The following is an 18667-nucleotide window of genomic DNA, read 5'->3' on the forward strand; positions in this document are numbered from 1 at the left end:
GCAACACACCATGAGTTATCTGGAACTGCACAAGCTGAACCTCGGCTACGCCAAGAACACGACATCCGTGAAAGACCTGGACCTGCACGTCGAGCAGGGCGAACTGATTTCCCTGCTGGGCCCCAGCGGTTGCGGCAAGACCACCACCATGCGCGCCATCGCCGGCCTGATGCCGCTGCAGTCGGGCCGCATCGTGCTCGACGGCCGCGAAATCGGCAAGCTGGCGCCGAACAAGCGCAATATCGGCATGGTCTTCCAGTCGTATGCGCTGTTTCCGCATCTGAATGTATACGACAACATCGCTTTTGGTTTGCGCCTGCGCAAGGTGGCGCCGGCCCTGCTGAAAACGAAGGTGGAAGCCGTGATCGCCGCCGTCGGGCTGACGGGCTTTGAAACGCGCTTGCCGGCGCAGATGTCCGGTGGTCAGCAGCAGCGCGTGGCGCTGGCGCGCGCCATCGTCGTCGAACCGGCCCTGTTGCTGCTGGACGAACCGCTGTCGAACCTGGACGCCAAGCTGCGCGTGCAGATGCGCGCCGAGTTGCGCCGCATCCAGCGCGAACTGGGCATCACCATGCTGTACGTGACGCATGACCAGGAAGAAGCGCTGGCCCTGTCCGACCGCATCGTCGTCATGAACGGCGGGCGCATCGAGCAGCTGGCCGCACCGGAAGCCGTCTTCAATACGCCGTCGACACGCTTCGTTGCCAACTTCATGGGCTTTGAAAACCTGTTCGACTACCGCGATGGCGCGCTGCACCACGCGGGCGCCAGCCTGCCGTACACGTCTCCCGTTGCTGCCGGCACCACGGTGCTGGGCTGGCGTCCGGACAAGGTGCGCGTGTGCGCGGCCGACGACGCGGCCGGTCAATACCCGGGTACCGTGCTGGCACGCGGCTTCCTCGGCGACACCGTCGAATACCTGCTGCAAACGCCGCTGGGCCAGGTCAAGGGCATTTGCGCGGCCGGCGGCGCCGCCTGGCGGGAGGGCACGGCCGTGTCCTTCGTGCTGCCGTCCGACAGCGCCCTGTGGCTGGGCGCCTGATTTCTGAATGGAAACCATCATGACCCAAGCCTTGAAAAAGATCTGGCTCGATACCGATCCCGGTTTCGACGACTGGCTGACGATGCTGCTCCTGGGCAGCAATCCCGGTATCGAGTGGCTGGGCGTAAGCGTGGTGGCGGGCAATGCGCCCGTCGACATCACCTACGACAACGCCTTGCGCATCAAGGCCCATGATGGTTTGACGGTGCCCATCTACCGCGGCTGCGAAGAGCCGCTGGCCGGCGTCATCGAAACGGCGCAGCGCATCCTCGGCGACAGCGGCATGCCCACCACTGGCGAGATCCTGCCGCCCGGCGAGGCCAGTGACGCTGCCGGCCACGCCGTCGACGCCCTGATCGCCGCCGTGCGCGCCCATCCTGGCCAGATCACCATCATGGCGATCGCGCCGATGACCAACCTGGCCACGGCCTTGAGCCGCGCGCCCGACATCGCGGAAAAAATCGTTGAAATCATCCTGATGGGCGGCTCGACCGACCAGGGCAACCACACGGCGGCGGCGGAATTCAATATCTATGCGGACCCGGAAGCGGCCGCCCAGGTCTTCCAGGCCGGCATCCCGCTGCGCATGTTCGGCTTGAACCTGTGCCGCCAGCTGCTGGTCACTAAACTGGAGGTGGAGCAGCTGCGCGCCATCGGCACGCCGCGCGCGCAGCGGCTGGCCGGCTACCTGGAAGCGTATGTGCGCATCCGTAGCGCCGACGGTTCCGTGCCCATGCCGATGTACGACCCGGTGGTGGCCCTGTACCTGGAAGCGCCGCAGCTGTTCCAGTTCCAGCCGGCCCACGTGGCCATCGAATTGACGGGCGAGCTGACGCGCGGCATGACGGTGTGCGAGTTCCGCGTGCCGCGCCGCGCCCCCATCAACACGCAGGTGGCGATGCTGGCCGATGGCCCGGCCGCCATTGAACTGCTGATGCAGCGCCTGGCCGGCATTCTCGCCTGATTCCCTCTTAACGAAACGAGCTTCATGTCTAATTCCCCCCTGAGCATTGAACAGTTTTTACGCGCCATGCCGAAAGTGGAGCTGCATTGCCACCTGTTTGGCACGGTGCGCCAGGCTACTTTCCGCGCGCTGGCCGCCAAGACGGGCAATGTCGTCACCCCCGAGGACATCGACGCGTTCTATACGCGCGGCGACAAGCCCGTCGGCGTGCTGCGCGTGCTGCGCGCGCTCGACGCGCACCTGATCGTCTCGCCGACGGACCTGTATTGCCTCGCCTACGAATACCTGGAAGACGTGCATGGCCATGGCGTGCGCTATGCGGAGTTCTTCTGGAACCCCACCGGCACCGTGCGCGTGTCGGGCATCCGCTATGACGCGGCGCAAGACGCCATCGTGGCCGCCATCCGCGATGCGCAGCGCGATTTCGGCGTGATCGGCCGTTTGATTCCCAGCATCGACCGCGAAGCCGCTCCTGCGGAAGCCGTGCAGATGGTGGAATGGATGAAGGCGCACCGCGCGCCGGAAGTCATCGGCATCGGCATCGACTACCGCGAAAACGACCGCCCGCCCGAGCTCTTTATCGAAGCCTACCGCGCCGCGCGCGAGGCCGGCTTCAAATGTACGGCGCACGCGGGCGAATTCGGCATGCCGTGGATGAATGTGGCGACGGCCATCGAGCAACTGCAGGTGGACCGGGTCGACCATGGCTACACGATTGTCGACAATCCGGAACTGGCGCAGCGCTGCGTGGAGCAGGGCCTCGTGTTTACGGTGGTGCCGACCAATTCCTACTATCTGCGCACCCTGGCGCCCGAGCGCTGGGCATTGGATCACCCGATCCGCGCCATGGCCAAGCTGGGCTTGAAACTGCACCCGAACACGGACGACCCGACCCTGCACCACGTGACGCCGACGGGCGCCTGGATGATGATGCGCGAATTCGGCTTCGGCCTGGACGACATGCGCGGCTTCATGCTGAATGGCCTCGATGCGGCCTGGATAGCCGAGAGCACGCGGCGCGACTGGCGCGCGGAATTCACGCGCGAATTCGACGCGCTGCGCGCCCGCGTGGTCGACGAGTCTTAAGCCGATACGGGCGGCGGCGCCAGCAGCAAGGATGGAAACGCCCGCTGCGGGCACGCCTGCCGCTCGCACACCTTGCAGCCCGTGCCGATCGGCGTGGCGCTGCTCGGGTCGTGCAAATCGAGTCCCTTCGAATAGATCAATCGGTGAGCCTGCGAGATGTCGCAGCCCAGCGCCACGGCAAAGGTCTTGCCGGGAGCGCGGAAGCCCGGCGACGCCGTGCTGACCTGGCGTGCGATCCATAAGTATGTGCAGCCGTCCGGCATGCTGGCCACTTGCGTCAGCACCTGGCCCGGGTGGCTGAAGGCGTCGTACACGATCCATAGCGGACACGTGCCGCCCACCCTGGAAAAGTGGAAGTCCGTGGCCGACTGGCGCTTCGAGACATTGCCGGCGCGGTCGACGCGCACGAAGAAGAACGGCAGCCCGGCCGCATCGGGGCGCTGCATGGTGCTCAGGCGGTGGCACACGGCTTCAAAACCCACGCCGAACTGGTGTGCCAGGCGCTCGATATCGTAGGCGCGCGTTTCCGCCGCCTGCAAGAAGCGCTGGTAGGGCATCAACAGGGCGCCGGCGAAATAATTGGAAAACGCCAGGCGCGCGCTCGTTTGCGCGGCTGCACCGGAGAATCCTGCCGCCAGCACCAGGGCGTCGATCAGCTCGCTGTGCTCGAGCAAGCTGATTTGCGCCGCCATCTGGAAGGCGCGCTGGCCGCCCGTCAGGGTGTCGGGTAGCCACAATATCTGTTGCTGGGCATCGTAGCGGTGCTTGCGCACCATGCCCGCGTCGCCATCGGACAGTTGCACCTTGACGCCGTGGCGCTCCAGCAAGCGGCCTTGCAGCGCATCGAGCGTGCGCAGGGCGGGATCGAATTCCCCGGCCACCAGCTCCGCCGCCCGGTCCAGTTCATCGATGTAGTTCTGCCGCCGGTTCAGGTATTCGCGCACTTCCTCGTCCGTGGACGGGGCCGCCGAACTGGCGCCGCGGCTACCATCGTCGAGACGCGCAGCCAGGGTATCGGCCCGTTCCGCCATGACCCGGTGGCGCCGCTGCAAGAGCAAAATCGAGCGCGCCAGCTCCGGCATGTTTTCCACCAGCATCTTGAGTTCCGCCATCGACGTGGGCGGCGCATCGGGCAATTCGCCGAACACGTCGCGCACATCGGCCACCAGGCTGGCGCTGTCGTGTTCGGAAAAGATTTGCGGATCGACGCCCAGCACGGTGCCGATGCGCAATAAAATCGGCACCGTCAGCGGACGCTGGTTGCGTTCCATCTGGTTCAGGTAGCTGGGTGAAATGCCCAGGGACTTGGCCAGCGCCACCTGCGTCATGCGCCGTTCCTCGCGCAGCCGCTGCAGGCGCACGCCCATGAAAACCTTTGCCATCGCGTTTCCTCTTCCCCGGTTTGTGGAATCTGCAAATTTACAACATTTGCAGATTAACAGATTCAGCTTTGCATTATCTCGCATTTTCACGCCTTGTTTGTGGTGGCTATTGTGCGAATAATGCAAACAGACCTATACCCACACCAGGAGACTTCGAGTGACCACGCAAAACGCTATTCCAACTGTTCCCCTCTTGATCAACGGCGAGTGGGTTGAATCCCAGACCACCGTCTGGCGCGACGTCGTCAACCCGGCCACGCAGGAAGTACTGGCCAAGGTACCGTTCGCCACGCCGGAGGAAGTCAACGCTGCCATCGCCTCGGCCCAGCGGGCCTTCAAAACCTGGCGCAAGACGCCGATCGGCGCGCGTGCCCGCATCTTCCTCAAGCTTCAGCAGCTGATCCGCGAAAACATGGCCGACCTGGCCGCCACCTTGACGATGGAACAGGGCAAGACCCTGCTCGATGCGGAAGGCGACGTCTTCCGCGGCCTGGAAGTGGTGGAGCATGCCGCCAATATCGGCACCCTGCAAATGGGCGAGTATGCGCAAAACGTGGCCGGCGGCGTCGATACCTACAGCGTGATGCAGCCGCTGGGCGTGTGCGCCGGCATTACCCCATTCAATTTCCCCGCCATGATCCCCCTGTGGATGTTCCCGATGGCGATTGCCTGCGGCAATACCTTCGTGTTGAAACCATCGGAGCAAGATCCGCTCGTGACGGAAAAGCTCGTGCGCCTGGCCTTGCAGGCGGGTATTCCGGCTGGCGTGCTGAACGTCATTCACGGCGGCGAAGATGTGGTCAACGCCCTGTGCGACCACCCGGACATCAAGGCGATTTCCTTTGTCGGTTCCAGTAAGGTGGGCACGCATGTGTACCAGCGCGCCAGCCTGAACGGCAAGCGCGCGCAATGCATGATGGGCGCCAAGAACCACGCCGTCGTCTTGCCGGATGCAAATAAAGAACAGACCCTGAACCAGCTGCTGGGTGCGGGTTTCGGCGCCGCCGGCCAGCGCTGCATGGCGGCATCGGTGGCCGTGCTGGTGGGCGAAGCGCGCGAGTGGCTGCCGGAATTGTCGGCCAAAGCGCAAACCCTGACGGTGGGCGCGGGCAAGGACAATCCGGACCTGGGCCCCGTCATCTCGTGCGCGGCCAAAGAGCGCGTGTTCAGCCTGGTCGCCAAGGGCATCGAACAGGGCGCCGTGCTGACCCTCGATGGCCGCGACGTCAAGGTCGATGGCTATCCGAACGGTAACTTCGTCGGCCCGACGATTCTGTCCGGCGTGAAACCGGGCATGGTCGTGTATGACCAGGAAATCTTTGGCCCCGTATTGATCGTCGTCGAAGTCGACACGCTCGATGAAGCGATTGCCCTGGTAAACGCAAATCCGAACGGCAATGGCACGGCGCTGTTTACGCAAAGCGGCGCGGCCGCGCGCTACTTCCAGGAAGAAATCGACGTGGGCCAGGTCGGCATCAACGTGCCCATCCCCGTGCCCGTTCCCCTGTTCAGCTTTACGGGTTCGCGCGGCTCGAAACTGGGCGATTTGGGCCCGTTCGGCAAGCAAGTCGTGCTGTTCTACACGCAGACGCAAACGATCACCCAGCGCTGGTTCACGGACGCGGCCTCGGTGGGCAAGGTCAATACCACCATCAGCCTCAAATAAGGAGCTGGCATGGACTTTGAACTGAGCGACGAGCAGCGCGAGTTCCAGCAGGCGGCGCGTGCGTTTGCCGAAGGCGAACTGGCGCCGCATGCGGCCCATTGGGACGCGGAATCGATTTTTCCCGTGGAAACCATCGCCAAGGCGGGCGAGATGGGCTTTTGCGGCCTCTACACGCCGCAACGCTGGGGCGGCCTGGGCTTGAGCCGCCAGGATGCGGCCATCGTCTTCGAGGAGCTGGCCGGTGGCTGCACCTCGACCACGGCCTATATCACCATCCACAACATGGCTACCTGGATGCTGTCGCGCTGGGGGCAGGAAGCCTTGTGCGACGAATGGGTGCCGTCCCTGGCCGCCGGCCAGAAACTGGCCAGCTATTGCCTGACGGAACCGCAGTCGGGTTCCGACGCGGCCTCCTTGCGCACCAAGGCAGTGAAGGAGGGCGATTTCTACGTACTCGACGGCACGAAAGCGTTTATCTCGGGCGCGGGCCAGACGGACATGCTGATCGTCATGGCGAGAACCGGCGGCGAAGGCGCGGCCGGTATTTCCGCCTTTGCCGTGCCGGCCAATCTGCCCGGCATCGTGTATGGCAAGAAGGAAGAAAAGATGGGCTGGAACAGCCAGCCCACGCGCATCATCAGCTTTGACCAGGTGAAAGTGCCGGCAGCGAACTTGCTGGGAGCGGAAGGCGAAGGCTTTGCCATTGCCATGAAGGGCATCGATGGCGGGCGCATCAATATCGCCGTGTGCTCGGTGGGCACGGCGCAGGCGGCTCTCACGCGGGCGCAAGCGTACATGAAGGAGCGCACGCAGTTCGGCCGCGAGCTGGCGCAATTCCAGGCGCTGCAATTCAAGCTGGCCGACATGTTGACGGAACTGGTGGCGGCGCGCCAGATGGTGCGCCTTGCGGCGTGGAAACTGGACCAGGAAAGTCCCGACGCCACGGCATATTGCGCCATGGCAAAACGTTTCGCCACGGATGTAGGTTTTAATGTTGCCAACGATGCGCTGCAATTGCATGGCGGCTATGGCTACATCCGCGAGTATCCGCTCGAGCGCCACGTGCGCGATACGCGGGTGCATCAGATCCTGGAAGGGACGAATGAAATCATGCGCCTGATCGTCGCGCGAGCGATCTTGAAAGACGGCGCCACGGAGAATCTGCGATGACCAAAGTGTATACAAATTTGCTGCTGGAACGCCATGGCCATACGGCCCTGGTGACGCTCGACAACCCGCCCGCCCATACGTGGACCCAGGCCAGCCTGAACGCGATGACGCAACTGGTGGCCGACCTGAATGCCGACCCGGACGTGTACGCTCTCGTGATCACGGGCGGCGGCGCCAAGTTCTTCTCGGCCGGTGCCGATCTGAAAGTGTTTGCTGATGGCAACAAGGACACGGCGTTCGCCATGGCCGCCGCGTTTGGCGAAGCTTTTGAGGCGTTGTCCGCGTTTCGCGGCGTCAGCATCGCCGCCATCAATGGCTATGCCATGGGCGGCGGGCTTGAATGTGCGCTGGCCTGCGACATCCGTATTGCTGAAGAACATGCGCAGATGGCTTTGCCGGAAGCGTCCGTCGGCTTGCTGCCGTGCGCGGGCGGCACGCAGCACTTGCCGTGGCTGGTGGGCGAAGGCTGGGCCAAGCGCATGATTTTATGTGGCGAACGGGTCGATGCGGCCAAGGCGCTGGCTATCGGCCTGGTCGAGGAAGTCGTGCCAACCGGCAAGGCTGCCGCCACGGCGCTGGCCCTGGCCGCCAAGGTGGCCCGTCAAAGCCCCAGCAGCGTGACGGCATGCAAGACCCTGATCCAGGGTGCCCGCAGCCATCCGCTGGTCAACTCCCTGCCCGATGAACGCACCCTGTTCCTGGGCCTGTTCGATACGCAAGACCAGAAAGAAGGCGTGCAAGCGTTCCTGGAAAAACGTCCGGCGGAGTGGCGCAATGGCTGAAACCTTGGCTGAAAGTACCCTGATTGAAACTGTGAAAATCGAGGAACGCGACTGTCCCGGCGGCATGAAGCTGGGCGTCATCACCCTCGATGCGCCAAAGTCCTTGCATGCATTGACCCTGGACATGATCCGCGCCATCGATGGCGCTCTCGTGCGCTGGGCCAGTGACGCTGCCATCGCCTGCGTGGTGCTGCAATCGTCGACCGACAAGGCTTTCTGCGCGGGCGGCGACGTGCGCAGCCTGCGCACGGCCATCGTCGAGCAGCCGGGCGTCGTGCCTAACCCGCAGGCGCTGGCCTTCTTTGCCGAGGAATACCGGCTCGACCACCGCATCCATACCTATGCAAAGCCGCTGCTGGTGTGGGGCGGTGGCATCGTCATGGGCGGCGGCCTGGGCCTGATGGCCGGCGCCAGCCACCGCGTGGTGACGGAAAGCACGCGCATCGCCATGCCGGAAATTACGATTGGCCTGTTTCCCGACGTGGGCGGCAGCTGGTTCCTGGGCCGCATGCCGGGACGCAGCGGCTTGTTCCTGGGTTTGACGGGCGCGCCATTGAACGCGGCCGATGCCCTGTTTGCGGGTCTCGGCGACTATTTCCTGCGCCAGGAAGAGCGCGCCATGGTGCTCGACGCGCTGGCATTGGCGCAATGGCAAGCCAGCCCGCAGGCGAACAGCGAACAGCTGGACCGTTTGCTGCGCGGCTTGTCGGCGCCAACGACGGTGCTGCCCGTCTCCGAAGTGCGCGCCAACTTCGACGCCATCGCCGCCTTGACGCAAGCGCCCACCTTGCCTGAAGTGGTGGCCGCCATTGCCGCGTATGACGGCGATTCGGCCTGGCTGCAAAAGGCGGCCCACTCGCTGGACAAGGGCGCGCCCACTTCGGCCGCTTTGGTGTGGGCCATGCGCGAACGCACACGCCATCTGAGCCTGGCGCAAGTGTTCCAGCTGGAATTGATCGTTGCCGTGCAATGCTGCGCCCATGCCGATTTCCGCGAAGGCGTGCGCGCCCTGCTGATCGACAAGGACAACGCGCCGCAGTGGCAGCCGGCCAGCCTGGCCGACGTCAGCGCAGCGTATCTGGACGAGTATTTTGCGGCGCCGTGGACACAGCATCCATTGGCGGATCTACATTAAATAAAAGAATAACTGGAGACTTTTACCATGCAACATATCGCTTTTATCGGCCTGGGCAACATGGGCGCGCCGATGGCCCGCAATCTGGTGGCTGCCGGCTTCCACGTGTCCGTGTTCGACCTGGCGCCAGCGGCAGTGGCTTCGCTGGTCGAGGCGGGCGCCACGGCGGCGGCGTCCGCCAGCGCGGCCGTGCAGACGGCCGACGCCGTCATCACCATGCTGCCGGCCAACAAGCACGTGCAGGAGCTGTACCTGGCGGCCGGTGGCGTGCTGGACTCGGCCAAGCCGGGCGCCTTGTTCATCGATTGCAGCACCATCGCCGCCGATGTGGCGCGTCAGGTGGCGCAGGCGGCCAGCGAACGCGGCTTTGCCATGATCGATGCGCCCGTCTCGGGCGGCACGGCGGGCGCGGCGGCCGGTACCCTGACCTTCATCGTCGGTGGCAGCGAAGCGGCCTTGCAGCAGGCGCGGCCTTTGCTGGAGAAGATGGGCAAGAATATCTTCCATGCGGGCGAGGCGGGTGCGGGCCAGGTGGCGAAGATTTGCAACAACATGCTGCTGGGTATTTTGATGGCCGGTACGGCCGAGGCCCTGAACCTGGGCGTGGCGCATGGCCTGGACCCGAAAGTGTTGTCCGACATCATGGCCAAGAGCTCGGGCCGCAACTGGACCCTGGAAGTGTACAACCCGTGGCCCGGTGTCATGGACGGTACGCCCGCGTCGCGCAATTACACTGGCGGCTTCGGCACGGCGCTGATGCTGAAGGACCTGGGCCTGGCGCAGCAGTCGGCCCTGTCGGCGAATGCGCCCACGCCCTTGGGCGGTCTGGTGCGCCAGTTGTACCAGATGCATGCGCAAGCCGGTTATGCGCAGCAGGATTTCTCCAGCATCGTGCAAATGCTGCAGCCGGGCTTGAACAAGCCTGCCTGAGGAATTTTGGGCAAAAAAAAGCCCGCTGGTAAAAGCGGGCTAAATCCAATTCTTGGAAGAGTTGGAGGAGACAGATGCATTATGCTGCATCGCCACATATAACTCCAATTTATATTTTGAATATCAAATATAGATTTTCATGATATCTCTTCCCGGTAGCCGCCTGGCGGCTACCGTTGCCGCAACTTAGGCCGGATTGCAGGCGACCTTTACCGATGTCACATTCGCTTCGCCCATGGTGCCGCCGCCTGTGCCCGGCTGTACGACGCACAGCAGACCCTTCGGCTGCACGGAGACGCTGACGCCATAGGTATCGCCATAGGCGACGGAGCCGGCCATGGTAAAGGTCGTGGAGTCCTTGACCACTGTTGTTGTTGTACTACCGTTAATCAGCACCAGACCATCCACCGTCAGGCCGGAAATCGTGCCACCCACGGTATATCTGTTTTGCGCGCAAGCAACAGCGGCGCTGATAGTGAGGTAATGACCAGCCGAACCGGAACCACCGCTGATGCTGCAAGTCATGTGCGCCGGTTGCTGCTGGATGGTGATGTTGTAGTCGGTACCATAGTCGATGCGCTTGGCAAAGGTAAACGCTGTTTTCCCCGCAGGAACCGGCAGGGAGTCGCCGCTATTGACCAGGATCAGTCCTTCATTGTTCAAGCCTGAGATCGTGCCGCTGACATCATACGAGGCCTTGCCGCCGCAAGCGGCCAGTCCCAAGGTCAGCAGCAGTGCGGCGATAGGGCGCAAGCAGGATAACTTCATGTATTTCTCCAAAAAATAGGTGACGGATCGCAAGGATTACTGCGGCTTGCAGTCAAGTGTGGCTGCGGTCGTGGCGGCAGATCCCATCTTGCCGACCGTATCGCTGCCATCGGCACTGCTGGAACCCTGGAAGCGGCACGTCAGGCCCGTTGGCTGAGCCAGTATGGAAATGCCGTACGAGGCGCCGTCATCAACGCTTTTGAATTCGTAGGTGGTGGCGCCAGCCAGCAGGGTGGTGCCGTTGGGGCCCATCACCAGGCGCAAACCATCCGTGGTCAGGCCCGTGACCGTGCCGCTCAGCGGGTAGGCGTTGGTCTGGCAGTTCACCTGGGCTGTAGTCACGGAGTAGCTCGATGCCTTGCCGACGCCATTGATAATGGTGCAAACGGCACCCTTGGGCTGTTGTGCGATGGTGATATTGTAGCGGTCATCGTTCTTGACCAGCTTGGTGAAAACAAAGCTGGCCTGGCCCGCAGGAATCGGCAAGCTTTCCCCGTCATTCAGGAGAATCAGGCCATCTTTGGCCAGGCCGACGACTTGGCCTTGCAGATACAGGTTGCCGCCGCTGCCACCGCAGGCTGCCAGTGTGACGGCGCAAGCCGCCGCCAGCATCGAGCGCAGGTACAAATTTTTCATACATTCTCCAAAACGAATTAGGTTGGGTAGCGCAACGCGGACGCTGGCGCCGCATTGGAATGGCGCCTATTTTAGTCTATCTGGCAAGCTGAATGATCTTGCCTTGTATCACCCTGTAACAATTTTTCGCCGGGAAGCGCTGGCCCGGCCCCATTTCATGGAGGCGCAGCCATGCCGGCGGCGGCGATCAATGCGACAATAGAGGCAGGCTGCGCACTGTGGCGTGGCATCCACCGTGAATCTCATGTCCCTTGCCCCTGTAAAACCTGCCGTGCCGCCCAAGGCCATCCTGTTCGACCTCGACGATACCTTGTGGCCCATCGCGCCCGTGATTGCCGCTGCGGAAACCCTGCTGCACGACTGGCTGGCCACGCATGCGCCCAAGGTGGCGCAGCAGTTTTCCATCGAGGTGTTGCGCCAGCACCGCCTGGCCATGCTCCATGAACAACCGCATTTCCATGGCAACCTGATCGAGTTGCGCCGCGCGGGCTTGCTGGCCGCCTTCGAGGCGGCCGGCGAGGATCCTGTTCTGGTCGATGGCGCCATCGCGCAGTTCCTGGCTGCGCGCCATCGCGTCCAGCCGTATGACGACGTCTTGCCTGGCCTTGCCTGGATGGGCCAGCGCATGCTGGTCGGCTCGATTTCGAATGGCAATGCGGACCTTGAAGTTATCGGCCTGGCACAGCATTTTAAAGTCTCCATCGCCGCCAGCGATTTCGGTGTGGCCAAGCCTGACGCGAGCATCTTCCTGGCCGCTTGCGCCGCGCTGGGCGTGGCGCCGCATGAGGCCGTGTATGTCGGCGACGACTTGTATTTCGACGTCACGGGAGCGCAAGGGGCGGGCATGCGCGCCGTGTGGATGAACCGCAAGGGCAGCGACGCGCATCTGGCCGCCGGCGTGCAGCCCGACGCCATCTGCGCCAACTTCGATGAATTGCTGCTGTGGCTGCAGGGGCAACTGGAAGATTGATCGCCGCCGGGCGGGCGAACGTGCATAATAGGCGCTGTTGATGCACGTTCGGCCGCTTTCGTTGCCGCTTGCTTAACAACATACTTGCTTAAATAAAACACCATGCAACTCGATACACGTGCCCAAACACTGCTGAAAGCCCTGGTCGAGCGATATATCGCCGACGGCCTGCCGGTCGGTTCGCGCGCCTTGTCGAAAATTTCCGGCCTGGACCTGTCGCCGGCCACGATCCGCAACATCATGGCCGACCTGGAAGAGCTCGGTTATGTGTCCAGCCCTCACACCTCGGCCGGACGCATCCCCACGCCGCGCGGCTACCGCATCTTTGTCGATACCTTGCTGACCGTCCGGCACCTGGACGAGCATCTGGTGGAGTCGCGCATGCGCCTGCAGACGCCGCAACCGCAAAAAACCATCGCCAACGCGGCGCAGATGCTGTCGTCGCTGTCGCAGTTTGCCGGCGTCGTGCTCACTCCGCGCCGCGAATCCGTATTCCAGCAAATCGAATTCCTGCGCCTGTCCGAAAAACGCATCCTGCTCGTCATCGTCGCTCCCGGCGGCGACGTGCAGAACCGTTTATTGCTGACGGAGGCCGACTATACGCCGGCGCAACTGGTGCAATCGGCCAATTACATCAACCAGAATTATGGCGGCCTGTCATTCGATGCCGTGCGCGTGCGCCTGCAGGGCGAGTTGCGCCAGTTGCGCGACGATATGGGCAGCCTGATGCAGGCGGCCGTGGAAGCGGGCAGCGAAGCGATGACCGACCATAGCGATGACATGGTGATTTCCGGCGAGCGCAACTTGCTCAGCGTGAGCGATCTGTCATCGAATATGCATTCGCTGCGCCAGATGTTCGACATGTTCGAGCAAAAAACGGGATTGATGCAGCTGCTCGACGTATCGAGCAAGGCGACGGGCGTGCAGATATTCATCGGCGGCGAATCGAACCTGGTGCCGATGGATGAGATGAGCGTGGTGACGGCGCCGTATGAAGTCAACGGCAAGATCGTGGGCACGCTGGGAGTGATCGGACCGACGCGCATGGCCTACGAGCGCGTCATCCCGATTGTCGATATCACGGCCAAGTTGCTGTCAAGCGCGCTCAGCCATCATTGATCGTACTGCCTGGCGCGCCAGCCGCCCCGTGGGAGCGGCCAGCTGTGGTCAGGCGGTTTTGTGCGGGCAAGCCGTCTTGATGCAGTTGCCATAGATGGCCAAGGCGTGTTCGGCGATCTTGAAGCCGCGCTCTTCGGCTACCTTTTGCTGGCGCACTTCGATGTCTTCGTCGAAGAATTCTTCGACCCGGCCACAGTCGAGGCACACCAGGTGGTCGTGGTGGGAACCTTCGTTGAGTTCGAAAATCGCCTTGCCGGTTTCAAAATGGTTGCGGTTGAGCAAGCCTGCCTGTTCGAATTGCGTCAGGACGCGGTAGACAGTTGCCAAGCCGACATCCATATTGTCGGCCAGCAGAATCTTGTAGACGTCTTCCGCGGTCAGGTGGCGTACCGGGCTACTCTGGAAGATATCGAGTATCTTCAGCCGTGGCAGGGTGGCTTTCAGGCCGCTTGCCTTGAGATCACTAGGATTGTTACTCATGTTTGTTGCTCGTATGTGGGTCAGGTGCTTTATCATATAGCGTTTTGTCGGGGAGTGCCAAAATATGCATTTTTTGGCGGGCCGGTCACTCCTGGCGTTTTGTTCATCCAATTGAGGTCATTTATGCGCGTAACACCGGCTGTATTGCCATCTCTCTGGCACCGTATTTCATTTCGAGCACCAGTCTTGGCAGGCATGGTCTGTGTCGCGCTGGCCATGTCCGGCTGCGCCAGCCGTGGCATCCTTGGCGAAAAGCCGGCGGCTGCTCAAAAAGAAGGCAAGGAACTGGTCCCCGAACAGGGCGCACAAACTACCACCATTACGCCACTGCAAAAATTCATGTGGTTTTTCTCGCCCTACCGTCCTGACATTCAACAAGGCAACTTTGTCTCCGAAGAGATGCTGGCCCAGTTGAAAGTGGGCATGACGCGCGACCAGGTACGTTTCGTCCTCGGCACCTCGCTGCTGACCGATATCTTCCATGCCGACCGCTGGGATTATCCATTCCGCCTGGCCCGGGGCAGTGGCGAAACCACCAGCAGCCGCGTGGTCGTGTACTTCGGCAAGGATGGCAAGGTTGAACGTTTCGAAGGCGGCAACTTGCCGACGGAGAAAGAATACATCGACCGTATTGCCGGACCGTCGCCGTTCGCCAAGGTCGCCAAGGCCGACGTGCCTGCCGCCGCCGTGCCATCGCCCGTGGCGCCAAGCGCCGTGCCTGTGCCGGCCGATGCCGCGCCCGCCATTCCCGTGAGTAAGCCGGAAGTGACGCCTGCACCTGCCGCCGAGCCTGCACCTGCACCTGCTGCCGAACCCACCAAATAAGTTGCTGTAAGAGAATAAAATGACTGAACTGAAAATTGCCATCGCTGGCGCCAGCGGCCGCATGGGCCATATCCTGATCGAAGCGGTCAGCAATGCGCCCGACGCCGTGCTGGCCGGCGCCCTCGACCGCGCCGGCTCGCCTTCCGTCGGCCAGGATGCCGCCGCCTTTCTCGGCAAGCCTGCCGGCGTGCTGATCGCATCCGATCTGGCCACCGGCCTGGCCGGCGCCGATTACCTGATCGACTTCACGCGTCCCGAAGGCACTTTGCAGCACCTGGCGTATTGCGCCGAGCACGGCATCAAGATGATCATCGGCACCACCGGTTTCGATGACGCGGGCAAGGCCGCCATTGCCGCTGCCGCCGAAAAGACGGCCATCATGTTCGCGCCGAACATGAGCGTGGGCGTGAATGTCACCATGAAGCTGCTGGAACTAGCCGCAAAAAGCCTGTCCGAAGGCTACGATATCGAAATCATCGAAGCGCATCACCGCTTCAAGGTCGACGCGCCGTCGGGCACGGCCCTGCAAATGGGTGAAGTGGTGGCCGGCGCCCTGGGCCGCGACCTGAAGGAATGCGCCGTGTACGGCCGCGAAGGCGTGACGGGCGAACGCGACCCGTCGACCATCGGCTTTGCCACCATCCGCGGCGGCGATATCGTCGGCGATCATACGGTGCTGTTTGCCGGCATCGGCGAGCGCATCGAGATCAGCCACAAGTCGAGCAGCCGCGTCACCTACGCCCACGGCGCCTTGCGCGCCGCGCGTTTCCTGGCTGACAAGCCGACCGGCCTGTTCGACATGCAGGATGTGCTGTCGCTGAAGAACTGAGGAAGACCATGGCCACTGCAATACTGAACGGCAAAGAGATTACCGACGCAGCGAGCTTTCACGCGCAATGCGTGCAAGCCTTCGGTTTCCCCGAGTTCTACGGCAACAGCATGGACGCCTGGGTTGATTGCCTCAGCTATCTGCGCGATGACGAAAACATGACGCAGTTCCGTTTGAAACCGAACGAAGTGCTCGACATTGTTGTGCAGGATGCGGAAGCAATGAAGGCGCAAGTGCCGGACTTGCTGGAAGAAATCACGTTCTGTATCGCCGGCATCAATGAGCGCTATGACGATTATGGCGAGAAGCCGGCGTTGAAGCTGGTATTGAAGTAGGTCGGATTAGCGCGCAAGCGCGTAATCCGACATACCCAACATTTACACGACCTTGCGTTCGCGCAAGCGGTCAATCTGGCCGCCATCGAGGCCCAGCCACTGCTGCAGCACCTCGCCCGTATGCTGCCCCAGCAATGGCGGCGGCAAGCGGTATTGCACCGGCGAATGGGACAGGCGTACGGGATTGGCCACCAGCGCCACCGTGCCCGCCGTCGGATGCGGCATGTCCACTTTCAAGCCACGCGCCACCACTTGCGGGTCGGCAAAGACCTGGTCGATGCGGTTGACGGGACCGCACGGCACGGCTTGCGCCTCGAAGGCGCTGATCCACTCGGCCGTCGTGCGCATGACCGTGGTCTGGCGCATCAGAGGGATCAAGATCGCCCGGTGCGCCACGCGCTGCGGATTGGTGGCGAAGCGTTCGTCCTGCGCCCATTCCGGGTGGCCGGCGACGGCGCAAAAGCGCGAAAATTGGCCATCGTTGCCGATCGCCAAAATCATGTCGCCGTCGGCCGTGGGGAAGTCCTGGTAGGGCACGATGTTCGGATGGGCATTGCCCATGCGCTGCGGCACCTTGCCGCCGCACAGGTAATTGGCCGCCTGGTTGCCCAGCGCGGCCACTTGCACGTCGAGCAAGGCCAGGTCGATATGCTGGCCCAGGCCCGAGCGTTCGCGTTCGGCCAGCGCCGCCTGCACGGCGATGGTGGCGTACAGGCCCGTCAGGATGTCCGTCTGCGCCACGCCCACTTTTTGCGGCCCCGCGCCCGGCTGGCCGTCGGGTACGCCCGTGATGCTCATCAAGCCGCCCATGCCCTGGATCAGGAAGTCATAGCCGGCGCGCGCCGCGTACGGCCCATCCTGGCCAAAGCCCGTGATGGAGCAGTAAACGAGGCGCGGGTTGAGTGCCAGCAAGCTGGCCGCATCGAGGCCGTATTGCTTCAAACCATCGAGCTTGAAATTTTCCAGCAGCACGTCCGCTTCGGCTGCCAGCTGGCGCACCAGGGCTTGCCCTTCCGGCGCGGCCAGGTCGATGCACAAGGAACGTTTGTTGCGGTTGGCGCACTGGAAATAGGCAGCCTCGGCGGTGTCGCGGCCATCTGCATCTTTCAGGTATGGCGGGCCCCAGGAGCGCGTGTCGTCGCCGCGGCCCGGCTGTTCAACCTTGACGACGTCGGCGCCCAGGTCGGCCAGCATTTGCCCGGCCCACGGGCCGGCCAGCACGCGCGACAGGTCCAGCACGCGCAAGCCGGTCAGCGGCGCGGGCCGCAGGGTGGAAGCCAAGGCGTCCATTAGTTGAACGCGGCGATGCCGGTGATGGCGCGGCCGATGATCAGCGCGTGCACATCGTGCGTGCCCTCATAGGTGTTGACCACTTCCAGGTTGACCAGGTGGCGGATGACGCCGAACTCGTCGGAAATGCCGTTGCCACCCATCATGTCGCGCGCCATGCGGGCAATATCGAGCGCCTTGCCGCAGCTGTTGCGCTTCATGATGGAGGTGATTTCCACGGCGGGCGAGCCTTCATCCTTCATACGGCCCAGGCGCAGGCAGCCTTGCAAGCCCATGGTGATTTCCGTCAGCATGTCGGCCAGTTTCTTTTGCACCAGCTGGTTCGCTGCCAACGGGCGGCCGAATTGCTGGCGGTCCATCGTGTACTGGCGCGCCTTCAGGTAGCAGTCTTCGGCCGCGCCCAGCGCGCCCCAGGCGATGCCGTAGCGGGCGCTGTTCAGGCAGGTGAACGGGCCTTTCAAGCCGCGCACGTCGGGGAAGGCATTTTCTTCCGGGCAAAACACTTCATCCATGACGATTTCACCGGTGATGCTGGTGCGCAAGCCGACCTTGCCGTGGATTTCCGGCGCCGACAGGCCTTTCCAGCCTTTTTCCAGCACGAAGCCGCGGATCGCGCCTTCATCGTCCTTGGCCCAGACGACGAACACATCGGCGATGGGGCTGTTGGTGATCCACATCTTGGCGCCGGAGAGACTATAGCCGCCCGGTACCTTGCGCGCGCGCGTGACCATGCTGCCGGGATCGGAACCATGGTTCGGCTCCGTCAGGCCGAAGCAGCCGATGAATTCGCCCGTCGCCAGTTTCGGCAGGTATTTTTGTTTGGTTTCCTCGTTGCCGAAGGCGTTGATCGGCACCATCACCAGCGACGATTGCACGCTCATCATCGAGCGGTAGCCGGAGTCGACGCGCTCGACTTCGCGCGCGGCCAGGCCGTAGCAAACATAGTTCAGGCCGGCCCCGCCGTATTCTTCGGGAATGGTCGTGCCCAGCAAGCCCAGCTCTCCCATTTCGCGGAAGATGGCGGCATCCGTGCGGCCATGGCGGAACGATTCGAGGACCCTGGGCACCAGGCTGCCCTGGCAATAGTCGCGCGCCGCTTCCAGCACGGCGCGTTCGTCGCCCGTCAGTTGTTCTTCCAGCAGCAGGGGGGAATTCCAGTCGAATACGGTTTTGCTCATCACAGGCCTCGCAGGTGAGCGCCGGTGATCGGCGCAAGATTGAATATGGCTCATGGTAGGTTTTTGCCTAGCCTTGCGCA

19 protein-coding genes are annotated in these 18667 nt (G+C 62.9%); 13 read left to right on the forward strand and 6 right to left on the reverse strand.

Features of this window, described 5'->3' with window-relative positions; translation table 11 throughout:
* The first annotated feature begins 10 nt into the window (after nt 1-10).
* The 3 genes from IGS58_RS00520 to IGS58_RS00530 are packed head-to-tail and all read left to right on the forward strand — an operon-like array spanning nt 11 to nt 3092.
* Nucleotides 11-1042, forward strand: a complete 1032-nt coding sequence (locus IGS58_RS00520) for an ABC transporter ATP-binding protein (protein ID WP_034778812.1) — start codon at nt 11-13, stop codon at nt 1040-1042.
* A gap of 19 nt (nt 1043-1061) precedes the next feature.
* Nucleotides 1062-2006: a nucleoside hydrolase gene (locus IGS58_RS00525; protein WP_230520396.1), complete on the forward strand. Its 945-nt coding sequence runs from the start codon at nt 1062-1064 to the stop codon at nt 2004-2006.
* A gap of 24 nt (nt 2007-2030) precedes the next feature.
* Nucleotides 2031-3092 carry an adenosine deaminase family protein gene (locus IGS58_RS00530; protein WP_230520397.1) on the forward strand — a complete coding sequence of 354 codons (1062 nt, stop codon included), beginning with the start codon at nt 2031-2033 and terminating at the stop codon, nt 3090-3092.
* Here the strand turns inward: IGS58_RS00530 and IGS58_RS00535 are convergent.
* On the reverse strand, nt 3089-4474 hold the full coding sequence (locus IGS58_RS00535; protein ID WP_230520398.1) for a short-chain fatty acyl-CoA regulator family protein: 1386 nt from the start codon (nt 4472-4474) through the stop codon (nt 3089-3091). The genes IGS58_RS00530 and IGS58_RS00535 overlap by 4 nt on opposite strands.
* 157 nt (nt 4475-4631) lie before the next feature.
* Between IGS58_RS00535 and IGS58_RS00540 the strand changes: the two genes are divergently transcribed.
* From IGS58_RS00540 to mmsB, 5 genes are read left to right on the forward strand one after another with little or no spacing between them, the layout of a single operon-like run.
* Complete coding sequence (locus IGS58_RS00540) at nt 4632-6140, forward strand: CoA-acylating methylmalonate-semialdehyde dehydrogenase (protein ID WP_034778805.1); 1509 nt, start codon at nt 4632-4634, stop codon at nt 6138-6140.
* A gap of 9 nt (nt 6141-6149) precedes the next feature.
* Complete coding sequence (locus IGS58_RS00545; RefSeq protein ID WP_070254718.1) at nt 6150-7310, forward strand: acyl-CoA dehydrogenase family protein; 1161 nt, start codon at nt 6150-6152, stop codon at nt 7308-7310.
* Nucleotides 7307-8092 carry an enoyl-CoA hydratase gene (locus tag IGS58_RS00550; protein WP_230520399.1) on the forward strand — a complete coding sequence of 262 codons (786 nt, stop codon included), beginning with the start codon at nt 7307-7309 and terminating at the stop codon, nt 8090-8092. The genes IGS58_RS00545 and IGS58_RS00550 overlap by 4 nt, the downstream gene beginning before the upstream one ends.
* On the forward strand, nt 8085-9227 hold the full coding sequence (locus tag IGS58_RS00555) for an enoyl-CoA hydratase/isomerase family protein (protein WP_230520400.1): 1143 nt from the start codon (nt 8085-8087) through the stop codon (nt 9225-9227). The genes IGS58_RS00550 and IGS58_RS00555 overlap by 8 nt, the downstream gene beginning before the upstream one ends.
* A 27-nt stretch (nt 9228-9254) precedes the next feature.
* The gene (gene mmsB, locus IGS58_RS00560) at nt 9255-10157 is read left to right on the forward strand and encodes a 3-hydroxyisobutyrate dehydrogenase (RefSeq protein ID WP_034778800.1); all 903 of its coding nucleotides are present in this window, start codon (nt 9255-9257) and stop codon (nt 10155-10157) included.
* A gap of 186 nt (nt 10158-10343) precedes the next feature.
* On the opposite strand, the gene IGS58_RS00565 is transcribed toward mmsB, so the two are convergent.
* Nucleotides 10344-10925, reverse strand: a complete 582-nt coding sequence (locus IGS58_RS00565) for a DUF4369 domain-containing protein (RefSeq protein ID WP_070281775.1) — start codon at nt 10923-10925, stop codon at nt 10344-10346.
* Nucleotides 10926-10961: 36 nt separating this feature from the next.
* Nucleotides 10962-11561: a hypothetical protein gene (locus tag IGS58_RS00570; RefSeq protein ID WP_070254715.1), complete on the reverse strand. Its 600-nt coding sequence runs from the start codon at nt 11559-11561 to the stop codon at nt 10962-10964.
* A gap of 244 nt (nt 11562-11805) precedes the next feature.
* On the opposite strand from IGS58_RS00570, the gene IGS58_RS00575 reads away from it, so the two are divergent.
* Both IGS58_RS00575 and hrcA read left to right on the forward strand, forming a co-directional pair.
* On the forward strand, nt 11806-12531 hold the full coding sequence (locus tag IGS58_RS00575) for an HAD family hydrolase (RefSeq protein ID WP_230520401.1): 726 nt from the start codon (nt 11806-11808) through the stop codon (nt 12529-12531).
* A 102-nt stretch (nt 12532-12633) separates the two neighbouring features.
* Nucleotides 12634-13650 carry a heat-inducible transcriptional repressor HrcA gene (hrcA, locus tag IGS58_RS00580; protein ID WP_230520402.1) on the forward strand — a complete coding sequence of 339 codons (1017 nt, stop codon included), beginning with the start codon at nt 12634-12636 and terminating at the stop codon, nt 13648-13650.
* 48 nt (nt 13651-13698) lie between these two features.
* On the opposite strand, the gene fur is transcribed toward hrcA, so the two are convergent.
* The gene (gene fur, locus IGS58_RS00585) at nt 13699-14130 is read right to left on the reverse strand and encodes a ferric iron uptake transcriptional regulator (protein WP_034778781.1); all 432 of its coding nucleotides are present in this window, start codon (nt 14128-14130) and stop codon (nt 13699-13701) included.
* A 195-nt stretch (nt 14131-14325) separates the two neighbouring features.
* On the opposite strand from fur, the gene IGS58_RS00590 reads away from it, so the two are divergent.
* The 3 genes from IGS58_RS00590 to IGS58_RS00600 are packed head-to-tail and all read left to right on the forward strand — an operon-like array spanning nt 14326 to nt 16119.
* On the forward strand, nt 14326-14955 hold the full coding sequence (locus IGS58_RS00590; RefSeq protein ID WP_092607288.1) for an outer membrane protein assembly factor BamE: 630 nt from the start codon (nt 14326-14328) through the stop codon (nt 14953-14955).
* 19 nt (nt 14956-14974) lie between these two features.
* Nucleotides 14975-15784: a 4-hydroxy-tetrahydrodipicolinate reductase gene (gene dapB / locus IGS58_RS00595; RefSeq protein ID WP_070281773.1), complete on the forward strand. Its 810-nt coding sequence runs from the start codon at nt 14975-14977 to the stop codon at nt 15782-15784.
* 8 nt (nt 15785-15792) lie between these two features.
* Nucleotides 15793-16119 (forward strand): barstar family protein, encoded by a 327-nt coding sequence (locus IGS58_RS00600; protein WP_034778777.1) that lies wholly within the window; start codon nt 15793-15795, stop codon nt 16117-16119.
* A gap of 42 nt (nt 16120-16161) precedes the next feature.
* Here IGS58_RS00600 and IGS58_RS00605 read toward each other — a convergent pair whose 3' ends face one another.
* Together IGS58_RS00605 and IGS58_RS00610 are read right to left on the reverse strand one after the other, a co-directional pair.
* On the reverse strand, nt 16162-17409 hold the full coding sequence (locus IGS58_RS00605; protein ID WP_230520403.1) for a CaiB/BaiF CoA transferase family protein: 1248 nt from the start codon (nt 17407-17409) through the stop codon (nt 16162-16164).
* Nucleotides 17409-18587 carry an acyl-CoA dehydrogenase gene (locus tag IGS58_RS00610; RefSeq protein ID WP_034778773.1) on the reverse strand — a complete coding sequence of 393 codons (1179 nt, stop codon included), beginning with the start codon at nt 18585-18587 and terminating at the stop codon, nt 17409-17411. The genes IGS58_RS00605 and IGS58_RS00610 overlap by 1 nt, the downstream gene beginning before the upstream one ends.
* Nucleotides 18588-18667 lie beyond the last annotated feature (80 nt).

Source organism: Janthinobacterium sp. EB271-G4-7A, from assembly GCF_020858075.1.
Lineage (GTDB): Bacteria > Pseudomonadota > Gammaproteobacteria > Burkholderiales > Burkholderiaceae_D > Janthinobacterium > Janthinobacterium lividum.

Excerpts from the sequence above, each read along its gene's own strand:
- IGS58_RS00565 (WP_070281775.1), bottom strand. The coding sequence starts at position 10,925 with ATGAAGTTATCCTGCTTGCGCCCTATCGCCGCACTGCTGCTGACCTTG.
- dapB (WP_070281773.1), top strand. The coding sequence starts at position 14,975 with ATGACTGAACTGAAAATTGCCATCGCTGGCGCCAGCGGCCGCATGGGC.
- IGS58_RS00610 (WP_034778773.1), bottom strand. The coding sequence starts at position 18,587 with ATGAGCAAAACCGTATTCGACTGGAATTCCCCCCTGCTGCTGGAAGAA.
- fur (WP_034778781.1), bottom strand. The coding sequence starts at position 14,130 with ATGAGTAACAATCCTAGTGATCTCAAGGCAAGCGGCCTGAAAGCCACC.
- IGS58_RS00555 (WP_230520400.1), top strand. The coding sequence starts at position 8,085 with ATGGCTGAAACCTTGGCTGAAAGTACCCTGATTGAAACTGTGAAAATC.
- IGS58_RS00535 (WP_230520398.1), bottom strand. The coding sequence starts at position 4,474 with ATGGCAAAGGTTTTCATGGGCGTGCGCCTGCAGCGGCTGCGCGAGGAA.
- IGS58_RS00520 (WP_034778812.1), top strand. The coding sequence starts at position 11 with ATGAGTTATCTGGAACTGCACAAGCTGAACCTCGGCTACGCCAAGAAC.
- IGS58_RS00575 (WP_230520401.1), top strand. The coding sequence starts at position 11,806 with ATGTCCCTTGCCCCTGTAAAACCTGCCGTGCCGCCCAAGGCCATCCTG.
- IGS58_RS00570 (WP_070254715.1), bottom strand. The coding sequence starts at position 11,561 with ATGAAAAATTTGTACCTGCGCTCGATGCTGGCGGCGGCTTGCGCCGTC.
- IGS58_RS00600 (WP_034778777.1), top strand. The coding sequence starts at position 15,793 with ATGGCCACTGCAATACTGAACGGCAAAGAGATTACCGACGCAGCGAGC.
- IGS58_RS00590 (WP_092607288.1), top strand. The coding sequence starts at position 14,326 with ATGGTCTGTGTCGCGCTGGCCATGTCCGGCTGCGCCAGCCGTGGCATC.
- hrcA (WP_230520402.1), top strand. The coding sequence starts at position 12,634 with ATGCAACTCGATACACGTGCCCAAACACTGCTGAAAGCCCTGGTCGAG.
- IGS58_RS00550 (WP_230520399.1), top strand. The coding sequence starts at position 7,307 with ATGACCAAAGTGTATACAAATTTGCTGCTGGAACGCCATGGCCATACG.
- IGS58_RS00530 (WP_230520397.1), top strand. The coding sequence starts at position 2,031 with ATGTCTAATTCCCCCCTGAGCATTGAACAGTTTTTACGCGCCATGCCG.
- IGS58_RS00605 (WP_230520403.1), bottom strand. The coding sequence starts at position 17,409 with ATGGACGCCTTGGCTTCCACCCTGCGGCCCGCGCCGCTGACCGGCTTG.
- mmsB (WP_034778800.1), top strand. The coding sequence starts at position 9,255 with ATGCAACATATCGCTTTTATCGGCCTGGGCAACATGGGCGCGCCGATG.
- IGS58_RS00545 (WP_070254718.1), top strand. The coding sequence starts at position 6,150 with ATGGACTTTGAACTGAGCGACGAGCAGCGCGAGTTCCAGCAGGCGGCG.
- IGS58_RS00525 (WP_230520396.1), top strand. The coding sequence starts at position 1,062 with ATGACCCAAGCCTTGAAAAAGATCTGGCTCGATACCGATCCCGGTTTC.